The organism is Pseudomonas sp. Irchel 3A5 (assembly GCF_900187575.1).
GTDB lineage: Bacteria > Pseudomonadota > Gammaproteobacteria > Pseudomonadales > Pseudomonadaceae > Aquipseudomonas > Aquipseudomonas folii.
In genome coordinates this window covers 208,698-218,821 of sequence record NZ_FYDU01000014.1, presented here as the reverse complement: position 1 = coordinate 218,821, position 10,124 = coordinate 208,698, and the positions used below count along the sequence as shown (strand labels likewise).

Below are 10,124 nucleotides of genomic sequence, written 5' to 3'. Positions count from 1 at the left end.
AGCATTGGAACCACCTGATCCCATCCCGAACTCAGTAGTGAAACGATGTATCGCCGATGGTAGTGTGGGGTTTCCCCATGTGAGAGTAGGTCATCGTCAAGATTAAATTCCAGAACCCCTGATCGCTTACGCGTTCAGGGGTTTTGTTTGTGTGTCTGAAAAAATTAGCGGGTTATGCGCGCGCTCTGGCCAACCTCGGTAGGACCGAATTCATTCGGGAGGGCTGCATTTCAGGCGATACACAGGCCACGTATGCACCATCCCCCTCGCGAACAAGTTCGCTCCTACCGGTCCAGCGTCCATGCGCCAACCCGGTAGGACCGAATTCATTCGGGAGGGCTGCATTTCAGGCGATACACAGGCTGCGGATGTACCATCCCCCTCGCGAACAAGTTCGCTCCTACCGGTCCAGCGTCCATGCGCCAACCTCGGTAGGACCGAATTTATTCGGGAGGACTGCCTGTCAGGCGATACACAGTCTGCGGATGCACCATCCCCCTCGCGAACAAGTTCGCTCCTACCGGTCCGGCGTTCATGCGCCAGCCTTGTTAGGACCGAATTTATTCGGGAGGGCTGTGTGTCAGGCGATACATAAGCTGCGGATGTACCGTCGCCTCGCGAACAAGTTCGCTCCTACCGCTGCTAAATGAAACATACGGATACACCTTCATCTTCCCGTAACGCAGCCGATAGCTTGCTAACTTCATTCTGTGAGTTCAGCCCGCATGACACTGCGTAATCTTGGAATTGCCCTTCGCGCCGCTCTCTGTTTCTCCCTCATGGCCTTATTCGTTCTGTTCCTCGGTGTGATGAGTCTCGACAAAATGTCTGGCCTCAACAAAAACACTACGGACCTCGGCGGAGGCTGGCTGAAGTCCACTCGGCTGCTGGGAGAGTTGGCTGATACCACCTCGCGCTTCCGTACCATGTCTTATCTCATCATGGTCAATCGCACTCAGGCGGATATCGACAAAGCAGAAGCCCGCCTTGAAGTCCTGACCAAGAAAGCCAATACGATTGTCGCTGCATACGCTCCTTTGGTTCGCAGCTCGGAAGAAGGCACGAAGTTTCAGCAGTTCAAAGAAGCGCTGAGCAACTACCTTGTCGCTCAAGACAAACTGCGTCAGGCGTCACTCGCCAAGCGTGACGCTGAGATTCCAGGTTTGATCAGCGGTGAGCTCAAGAAGTATTCAGATCAGATGGCACCACTGGTCGACAGTCTGCTGGAGCTTAATCGCCAAGGCGCAGATGCCGCCGTTGCAGAGTCTGCGAGTGAGTACATCAGCGCACGTAACATCATCATTGCCGTCCTGGTTCTGACTGCCGTATTGACGGTCCTGCTGGCAGTGCTACTGACTCGCAGCATCGTTCGTCCGCTCAGTGAGGCGGTACGTGCCGCGGAAGACGTTGCGCGTGGTGATCTGACGACTACGGCTCAAGTGAACGGTCGTGATGAAGTCACGCGCCTGCAGCAAGCGCTGCAAACCATGCAGATGAACCTGCGCGACACCCTGCAGCGTATTTCCGGCTCGGCCACTCAAGTGGCTTCTGCGGCCGAAGAGCTTAATGCGGTGACCGAGGAAGGTTCGCGATCCTTGCAGCAGCAAAATAACGAAATCGAACAGGCCGCCACTGCCGTCAACGAGATGACGGCCGCTGTCGAAGAAGTGGCCAGCAACGCAGTCAACACCTCCACTGCTTCGCAGCAGTCCAGCACCTCGGCCATGCAAGGTCGCCAGCGTGTGCAGGAAACGGTTAATGCTATCCAGCAGATGACCACGGATGTCGAAGTCACTTCCGAGCAGATTCGCAGTCTGGCTGCCCAGACTCAAGATATCGGTAAGGTTCTGGATGTAATTCGCGCCATCGCTGAGCAGACCAACCTGTTGGCCCTGAACGCCGCCATTGAAGCTGCTCGCGCCGGGGAGGCCGGACGTGGTTTTGCGGTGGTAGCTGACGAAGTCCGGGCGCTCGCCCATCGTACTCAACAGTCCACGCAAGAAATTGAAGTCATGGTCAGCGGCATTCAGCAAGGTAGCAGCAAGGCTGTGGCTTCTATGCAGAACAGCAGCAGCCGCGCTCAAAGCACTCTGGATGTTGCGCGCAGTGCTGGTGATGCTCTTGAGGAAATCACCCGCAGCGTGGGTGAAATTTCTGACCGTAACCTGGTCATCGCCAGCGCTGCAGAAGAGCAGGCGCAAGTGTCCCGCGAAGTGGATCGTAACCTGGTCAACATTCGTGATCTGTCCCTCCAATCTGCCGACGGCGCTCACCAGACCAATGCTGCGAGCCAGGAGTTGTCGCGTCTGGCTGTCGAGTTGAATCAGATGGTGGGCAAGTTCAAGATTTAACGAACGCCGAACCACGAAACGCCCACAAAAAAGGCCGCATTTTCATGCGGCCTTTTTGCTCATCCGGGACTCAGCTTATTCGGCCGCTTCCTCTGCGACTTCCGAAACAGTCGCCTTCACCTCATCACGGCGACGGATGTACTTCCAGTCTGCCTCATCAATGTAGATGCCGTTAGGCCCGCTGCCGCCTTCCAGGTCGATCGCCACATGAGCCGAGACTTGCGGCTTCACACTCGCCAGAATCGGTACGAAGCCCAGTTGCAAACTCGTCTCCAGTAGCGCTGCCTGGTTTTTCTCGTCGATGTCCGCCGCTTCGTCCAGGTAGTAAGGCAAGCGCACACGACCGGCTTGATCGCGATCCATCAAGTGCAGCAACAAATACATGTTGGTCAGCGCTTTGATGGTCATCGTGGTGCCGTTTGATGCCGCGCCGTCGATGTCGGTATGGATCACTGGCTGGCCGTTGACCTTGGTGATCTCGAAAGCCAGTTCGAACAGGTCTTTCAAGCCCAACTGGTTGTGGTTTGCCGCTACCAGACGCGCCAGATACTCCTTGGCTTCTTCGTTCTTGTTGTCCTGCTCAGCGCTTTGGCTCAGGTCGAACACCGACAGCGTTTCGCCTTCTTCGTACTGGCCAGCACTGTGGATGATCTGGTCGATATGCTTAAGCGCTTCCTTGTTGGGAGCGAGCACGATGCGGAAGCTGGCCAGGTTGGACACCTGACGTTTGTTGATCTCGCGGTTGAACAGGGCCAGTTGGTGCTCAAGACTGTCGTAGTCGCTACGGATATTACGCAACGTGCGCGCAATGTCCGTCACGGCTGCGCGACGGGCCTTGCCCAAGGTCAAGGCTTCGTCGGTGCGGTGTGCGTAAGCATTGATCAACAGCTGCAGGCGACGTTCTACGTCTTCTTCGCTGTCGAACTTGGCTACACCTTTCAGGCGGACCTGGGCATACAAGGCCTCGATCTGACCATCGCTGCGCAGCAAACCCTGCCAGCTGTCCTGATAATCGTTGAGCAGCGGCAACAGGTTGTCCAGCGAGTCATCCACCGGGTCCATGTAAGGCGTACCAAACGGCAGATCGGCAGGCAGCAACTGACGACGACGCAAGGCGTCATCCAGCGTGCGTTGCTTGGACTCCAGGTCGCCAATCTGACGTGCGACCAGTTGCAGCTTGGCAGACAGTTGCTGGACGCGCTCGGTGAACGCATCGCTGGAGCGCTTCAGTTCATCCTGCGCGGCTTCCATCTGTGCCAACTGTTCATGCTTCTCGGCTTCCTCGGCGCTCAAGGTCTGGCAGCGACGGAAGTCTTCCAACGCTTTTTGAGCATCCAGCACTTGTTGATACAGGGCTTCAGTTTGCGTTTTGCTTGCTGCACGGTCAGAAGCCACAGCCTGTTGAGTCTTGAGCTGTTTCAGCTCTTTCTCGAGACGTTCTTTCTGATCACGCAACGCAGCACGATCAGCCAGCGCCTGCAGGGCAGGTGGCTCGATGTTGGTCAGATTGATCGACAGACCCGGCACCTGGAACTGGTCGCCTTTGAAGCTATCAAGGATCGCCTCAAGGGATTTGACCCACGCGTCGCCATCATCCAGCGCAATGCCTTGCTCACCCAGTGGCAAGCTGAACAGGGCGCTGTTGAACAGGCGCATCAGGCGTTCTACGTCAGGCTGCGAGAACTCTTCGCGCAGGCGTGCATAACTGTTGTTGTCCGCATGATCGAGTTGCTGCTTCACCGACTTCAGGCGTTTTTCCAGATCCCGCAGACGTTCGTCCAGGTCTTCGGCACTGAACTGACGGGATTGCGCCAAAGCACCGGCTAGTTCGTCGTGAGCATCCTTGGCGGCCAGCAACTGTTGTTCCAGCACTTTGGCGTCGTCGATCAGCGCGAATCGGTTCTTGAGGACCGCCAGCTCGCCGATCCAGCGCTGAATGCTGCTGATTTCCCGCTCCAGACGCATCAGCTCCTGAGTGCCACCGCGCTGATCATTCTGCAGATCATCCTGCTGGCTGCGGTAATGCTCGGCCTGAATAACCAGCTCTTCCTTACGCGCGGTGGAGTAGTCCATCCACGTGCCGAGCAACGAATCCAGAAGTGGCGAGAGGCGATGCAGTTTGCCGCGCAACAGATCACGCTGAGCGACACCTGCCGCCAGGGCTTCGACCAGTGGGCCCGCTTTGACTAGCGAGTTGTAGTCCTGCTCCATGCGTCGCACGTCGCGAAATGCTTCTTCGCACGCGGCGATGTAATCCACGCTACCGGAACGCAGGCTGTGTTCGAACGCATCGAGGAACAACTGCTTGAGTTTGGCTGCGGTGATTTCCCGCATGTGCAGCAAATTGATGAACAGTGCCCGGAAAGTCTTCAGGCTCTGTTCACTGGTTGAACGCAGCGGGATCAACGTCAGGTCCAGAGGTATGGACGTGTGACCGCCCACCAGCAAGCGACGCAATTCGTCAGGCTTGAGTTCGTAGGCTTTAAGGCCCTGGCTTTCCAGATTGCTGAACAGCTCTTTCTGGCGCAGGCAAGTATCGTTCTTCTGATAGTGGCCCAGATCCAGTTTGCCCGCATAGGCAAAGAACTGGTGACCGAAACCACCACCCGGGCCACGTCCGACCACACCAATGACGTGCGGACCGTGGGGCAAGGAAACTTCAACCAGAATGTAACTGGTGTCGGACGCAAAGTAGAACTTGCGGGACTGCTCCAGGCTGTACTTGCCGAAGCTCATGTCCGACATGCGCGCCAGAATCGGGAATTGCAGTGCGTTGATCGAGGCGCTTTTGCCAAGGTTGTTGGCACCGTACACCGACAGCGGGTGTTCCAGCGGGAACAGCCCAAGGCTGTAACCGGCCGTATTCAGCAGGGCAAAGCGGCGGATGCCGTAGCGTTCCTGGCTCATGCATCCATCTCCTGTTGCTCGTCAGCGATAGCGCGGGCCAGGGCCTGCTCTTCGGTCTCTTCCACGTCTTCGAATTCGGCGAGGTCCAGTGGGTCATCGGTTTGCAGCAGCTTTTCATCGCTGTCTTCGTCGATCAGTACCGGCACGGGCAGCGGCAGCACACTGTGCAGGCTAGCGGCAAGATCGCGGTCCTGTTGCACCGAGAGGCACACGTCGAGGAAGCGGTGCATCGGCGGCAGGAAGCGATAGATACCGGTTTCTTCAGCGGCGAAACCCAGCTGGGTCATGCGGCGCATGATTTTCTCTTCAAGCTCGTCCTGGGTCTGCACTTCGGCCTGCAAGAACAGGTCGCGATACTTCTCCAGCATCGAGGGCAGTTCATCGCGCCCAAGGCTGCCGCCGTCCAGCACGGCTACCGGGTCGCGCCCCTGGTCGGCAAGGTGCTCAACCAGAATGAACGTGAACAGCGCAAGACGTTGCGCGGTCTTGTTGACCTGCGCAGCGGCCTGATCCGGAACGAAGTAATAAAAGCCGCGGGTGTCGCACACCAGTTCAAACCCCAGCGCCTTGAACAGCGTCCGGTATTGATCCTGTGCGTTTGACAATTGCGCGTACAACTCCGGGTCGCGACGGCTGATGTGGAAACCTTTGAACAGCTCGCGGAAGATCGGCGCGAGCTGGGACATTTCGGAAAGATCAAGATGCATTGGCTGGGTTCCCCGTTTGCTCATCACTGCTGGCGAGCAGGGCGAAGGAGCGCAGGCTGACCTGATGCTCCTGGGTGAAGTAGTCGCGACGCTCCAGGCGTTCGCGGGTGAAGCGTTTCTCGCGGGACAGGCGCGAGAACCAGTACAGCAATTCGTCGGTTGCGCCGTTCGGCTCCTGCTCCAGCAGCCAGACCATCAGGTCCGGCATCGGCAGGGCGTCTTCGCAACGCTCGAGCATTTCCTTGACGGTACGCGGCGCTTGCGGTGAATCACCTTTGCGTTTGCCGCCCCCCGCCTTGGGAAACTTCGCCGGTTTCGGCTCAAAGCGTGCCAGCGCGTAGACGTACGCCTCGACCTGGTTTGCACTGCCCAGAAAGGTGCTTTGCGGACGGGTGAACATTGGCATGGCCGCTTGTGGCACAGCATCGATGCCTTTACGGCGAATCGCCGACAACGCCAGTGCCGCGCCACGAGTGACTGCGTTGTGACGGCGGGCTTCTTCACGCAGCGGCAGCAACAGTTCGCGGGCATGACGCAGCGTCAACTGAGCGCTGGTCTGCATTTCAAGGATGCGCGCATGGGTGCGCAGCAGCATGTCGTCGTCGACCAGTTGGCCCAGGCGTTGCTGTTCAGTCAGCAAGCGCAACAGCACGTTCTCGACCTTGCGCACGCCTTGTTCGAAAGCGCCGTCAGCGTTCACCAATTGAATCATCGGCTCGACGTATTCGTCCCAGGTCGCCAGCACTTCGGCGTAACGCTGACGCAGCGGGATCTGTCGATCACTGGTCTTGGCGCGATCAGCAACCCCCACCAACGCCTGTTCGTCATTGGCGAGCTTTTTCAGGACGTCGCGCACACGCATGTCCAGCAAGCGCAGTTGCCGGGCCAGGTCATTGGCGTCGCGGATATCAAAGGCGTCCTGGATATAACCTGCCAGACGCTCCAGATGGCGCAGGTAGGCTTCGATTTCCAGGCACAGGCCCAAACGGTGCTCGCGACGCAGGTACGACAGGAAGTCGTGAATCTGTGCGTTAAGTTCAAAGCGGTTGGGGCTTTTCGCCACTGGCACCAGGATATCCAGGCGAATCCACACATCCAGCAGGTTGGTGATGTCCTGGGGTGTGCTGTCCAGTTGCTGTGCGGCCAGCTGCAAGCGCAATTCGCTCAGGCTCAGAGTGCCTTGGTCGAAATGTTCGCACAGCGGCTCAAGAAGCGCCCAGTGCTCGGCAAGTGCGCGCAAGACGCGCTTAGGTTCGATCATTGGAAGGCCGACTGTTGGCAAATAAAAGCGGCGATTGTACTGCATCCGGGGCTTCGGATTTCACCTCCTGACGATCAACTGCGGCGGGAAAGTGCGAAGAGTTGTAGAATCGCCGTCCTAACTTATCCACAGGTGGCTGACCTTTGCTCAACGAGTCCCGCCGCCGCGCTTATTTGACTGCCATGCAGGTGGTCAATTGGCTGCCGCGCACCGAACTGCCTTTTGCCGCTCCGTCACGTCCGGAGCTGCTTGCTCCGCTTGCGCCACAGGTTGAACCGGTGGCGGATATCGCGGTGCCAGAGGCTGCGGTCAATCAAGTGGCGAGTGCCGTTGCGGCGAGTCCGGCGCCTGTAGTACGGCCAAAGATCGAAGTACCGAGACCTGCGGCCACCAATACCCGAAAACCTGCGGTTGCCGAAGAGGAGGCCACTCCCGCGCCGGTCAAGGCTGCCGTTGTGCCGCCGCCGCGTTTTTCGTTGCAGTTGCTGCGCGCTGGTCGCTGCATGGTGCTGGTGGAGTTACCCACAGGCCAGGCGTTTCAGAGTCGTGATCCGGCTTATTTGCTGCTCAAGGACATGCTGCGCGCTGCCGGTTTGCCGGACAGTCCGCAGATTATCGGTGAACCGGTGCGATGGCCTTTGCTGAGCCGCGGCCAGATTGATCAAGGTCCTGAAGCGGCTCGTGATTTCGTTCAGGGTTTTGTCTCGGCTCGTCTGGAAGAGGCGCCTTGTGCCTGCCTTTGGCTGGTAGGTCTGCCATCGGTGCGCTTCGCTGGTGAGGCCAACGCCGAGGCTTATAACAGTGAACTCGAGGTTGAAGGCCTGGGTTCTGCCTGGGCGTTGCCGGGTCTGGAATTACTGATGGACGAGCCGCAACGCAAGGCCGATGTCTGGAAAGCCATGCGTCGGCTGATGGCGCGCTGGAAACCGATCGATGAGTGACGCAATAACCTTCCGCCCGATGACGGAGGCGGATCTGGACGCTGTGCTGAAGATTGAATACGCAGCGTTCACCCATCCCTGGACTCGCGGCATTTTTCTTGATGGCCTCAAGTCCTACGAAATCTGGCTGATGTTCGAAGGCTCCCAGCAAGTCGGTCATGGCGTGGTGCAAGTCATCATTGATGAAGCGCATTTGCTCAACATCACCGTTAAACCGGAGAGTCAGGGTCGCGGTCTGGGTTTGCGCCTGCTTGAACACTTGATGTCACGTGCTTACCAGCTGAATGCCCGGGAATGCTTCCTCGAACTGCGTGACAGCAACCGCGCTGCGTATCGCCTTTATGAACGTTTCGGCTTCAACGAAATCGGCCGCCGCCGGGATTACTACCCGGTTGCTGGCGGCCGCGAAGATGCGCTGGTCATGGCGTGCACGTTGTTTGAGTAACCCGGAATACCGACCAGACATATTTCCCGGTAGGACCGAATTTATTCGGGAAGGCGGTGTTTTGAGCGATACATAACCTTCGGATGTACCGGCCACTTCGCGAATGACGCCATGTCGCAGGACCGGCTTTAGCCGGGAGGGCGTCTGGACATTCGCTTAATATCCGTCGCCAGAAATAATGCCCTCCCGGCTAAAGCCGGTCCTACAGATTTTATATGTCTCAGGTTACTCGCGCTTTTCAGGCTTTCCGTCCAGCGGATCCAGTCGGCCCAGCTCAGCCTCATCCAGACCATCGCCACCACCAATGTCATCTTCGTCGACTACCGTTAGATCGAAGTCGGCGGGGCTGTCTTCACCTTCTTCTTCGGCGGAGCGGGCGCCGTCTTCGCGGATCAGAATCTCTGGGTCCAGATCGTCGTCAGTCGGGTGATGATCCGGAGTCGACGCGCCGGTAAGGCCTGCTTCGCGCACTCGCTGCTCAGGGATTTCGCGGGATAGCTCGTCTTCCGGGATCAAGTCGCCGATGCGTGCATCGTCGCCTCTGTCGTCGAAATCCAGCTCACGCATTGAGCCCATGCGATCTTCGTTATCGTCAATCGGCTCGGGTTGAGTTGCACCGTAAGGGCGGCGGGAATCATTCATGGCGAATCCTCGTTATTCAGGGGCTTGAAAGGTGGACCGGCACCTATTCTGAAGATTCACTTTGCTTGCACGAGCGGATCGGGAATCTGCACAACAGAAGTTAGTGACCCGGACCGTCGAGCCCCAGTCATAAGCTGGCACATCTTCGAGGCATGACACATGAACGAGCTACAAGACCTGATCGACAACAACGAACGTTGGGCAGATGCGATCACCAAGGAAGATCCCGAGTTTTTTGCCAAGCTGGCACGTCAGCAGACCCCGGAATTCCTGTGGATAGGTTGCTCGGACGCCCGCGTACCTGCCAACGAGATCGTCGGCATGCTGCCGGGTGATCTGTTTGTGCATCGCAACGTCGCGAACGTCGTGCTGCACACCGACCTCAACTGCCTGTCCGTCATCCAGTACGCGGTTGACGTACTGAAGGTCAAACATATTCTGGTGACCGGCCACTATGGCTGCGGCGGGGTACGCGCATCGATGCAGGACCGCCAGTTGGGCCTGATCGATGGCTGGCTGCGCACGATTCGTGATCTGTATTACGAGCACCGCGACACCCTGGCAGAACTGCCCACCGAGGAAGAGCGCGTTGACCGTATGTGCGAGCTCAACGTCATCCAGCAAGTGGCCAACGTCGGCCATACCAGCATTGTGCAAAACGCCTGGCATCGCGGGCAGAGCCTCTCGATCCACGGTTGCATCTACGGCATCAAGGACGGCCGCTGGAAAAGCCTGAACGCGACCATCAGCGGTTTTGAGCAATTGCCGCCGCAGTACCGTTTGCGTCCATTGGGGGAGTAAGCAGTTGTGGGACCGGCTTTAGCCGGGAAGAGGCCCGGACAGACACTGAATATGTGGCGTCTGACAGGC

General features: G+C 58.0%; 8 protein-coding genes and 1 rRNA gene. 5 read left to right on the top strand and 4 right to left on the bottom strand.

Going from position 1 to position 10,124, the window contains the following annotated elements:
* Together rrf and CKW31_RS22485 are read left to right on the top strand one after the other, a co-directional pair.
* A 5S ribosomal RNA gene (gene rrf, locus CKW31_RS22490) occupies window positions 1-102 on the top strand; the annotation flags it as partial.
* A gap of 623 nt (window positions 103-725) precedes the next feature.
* Window positions 726-2,351 (top strand): methyl-accepting chemotaxis protein, encoded by a 1,626-nt coding sequence (locus CKW31_RS22485; RefSeq protein WP_095100290.1) that lies wholly within the window; start codon window positions 726-728, stop codon window positions 2,349-2,351.
* 75 nt (window positions 2,352-2,426) lie between these two features.
* Here the strand turns inward: CKW31_RS22485 and mksF are convergent, their stop codons facing one another.
* From mksF to mksB, 3 genes are read right to left on the bottom strand one after another with little or no spacing between them, the layout of a single operon-like run.
* Window positions 2,427-5,258: an Mks condensin complex protein MksF gene (gene mksF / locus CKW31_RS22480; RefSeq protein ID WP_095100283.1), complete on the bottom strand. Its 2,832-nt coding sequence runs from the start codon at window positions 5,256-5,258 to the stop codon at window positions 2,427-2,429.
* Window positions 5,255-5,965 (bottom strand): Mks condensin complex protein MksE, encoded by a 711-nt coding sequence (mksE, locus tag CKW31_RS22475; RefSeq protein WP_027900171.1) that lies wholly within the window; start codon window positions 5,963-5,965, stop codon window positions 5,255-5,257. The genes mksF and mksE overlap by 4 nt, the downstream gene beginning before the upstream one ends.
* The gene (mksB, locus tag CKW31_RS22470) at window positions 5,955-7,226 is read right to left on the bottom strand and encodes an Mks condensin complex protein MksB (protein ID WP_095100320.1); all 1,272 of its coding nucleotides are present in this window, start codon (window positions 7,224-7,226) and stop codon (window positions 5,955-5,957) included. Before mksB ends, mksE begins: the two co-directional genes overlap by 11 nt.
* Before the next feature lie 143 nt (window positions 7,227-7,369).
* Here mksB and CKW31_RS22465 point away from each other — a divergent pair, with 143 nt between their 5' ends.
* Together CKW31_RS22465 and rimI are read left to right on the top strand one after the other, a co-directional pair.
* Window positions 7,370-8,167 carry an energy transducer TonB gene (locus tag CKW31_RS22465; protein ID WP_095100280.1) on the top strand — a complete coding sequence of 266 codons (798 nt, stop codon included), beginning with the start codon at window positions 7,370-7,372 and terminating at the stop codon, window positions 8,165-8,167.
* A complete protein-coding gene (gene rimI / locus CKW31_RS22460; RefSeq protein ID WP_087273743.1) occupies window positions 8,160-8,612 on the top strand; it encodes a ribosomal protein S18-alanine N-acetyltransferase in 453 nt (150 codons plus the stop codon). The genes CKW31_RS22465 and rimI overlap by 8 nt, the downstream gene beginning before the upstream one ends.
* 225 nt (window positions 8,613-8,837) lie before the next feature.
* Here rimI and CKW31_RS22455 read toward each other — a convergent pair whose 3' ends face one another.
* Complete coding sequence (locus CKW31_RS22455) at window positions 8,838-9,254, bottom strand: serine kinase/phosphatase (protein WP_095100277.1); 417 nt, start codon at window positions 9,252-9,254, stop codon at window positions 8,838-8,840.
* Window positions 9,255-9,413: 159 nt separating this feature from the next.
* On the opposite strand from CKW31_RS22455, the gene can reads away from it, so the two are divergent.
* Window positions 9,414-10,055 (top strand): carbonate dehydratase, encoded by a 642-nt coding sequence (can, locus tag CKW31_RS22450; RefSeq protein WP_095100275.1) that lies wholly within the window; start codon window positions 9,414-9,416, stop codon window positions 10,053-10,055.
* The last annotated feature ends 69 nt before the right edge of the window (window positions 10,056-10,124 follow it).

Bases quoted from the DNA above. Each gene is read 5' to 3' on its own strand.
- CKW31_RS22485 (WP_095100290.1), top strand. From the start codon at position 726: ATGACACTGCGTAATCTTGGAATTGCCCTTCGCGCCGCTCTCTGTTTC.
- mksF (WP_095100283.1), bottom strand. From the start codon at position 5,258: ATGAGCCAGGAACGCTACGGCATCCGCCGCTTTGCCCTGCTGAATACG.
- mksE (WP_027900171.1), bottom strand. From the start codon at position 5,965: ATGCATCTTGATCTTTCCGAAATGTCCCAGCTCGCGCCGATCTTCCGC.
- mksB (WP_095100320.1), bottom strand. From the start codon at position 7,226: ATGATCGAACCTAAGCGCGTCTTGCGCGCACTTGCCGAGCACTGGGCG.
- rimI (WP_087273743.1), top strand. From the start codon at position 8,160: ATGAGTGACGCAATAACCTTCCGCCCGATGACGGAGGCGGATCTGGAC.
- CKW31_RS22455 (WP_095100277.1), bottom strand. From the start codon at position 9,254: ATGAATGATTCCCGCCGCCCTTACGGTGCAACTCAACCCGAGCCGATT.
- can (WP_095100275.1), top strand. From the start codon at position 9,414: ATGAACGAGCTACAAGACCTGATCGACAACAACGAACGTTGGGCAGAT.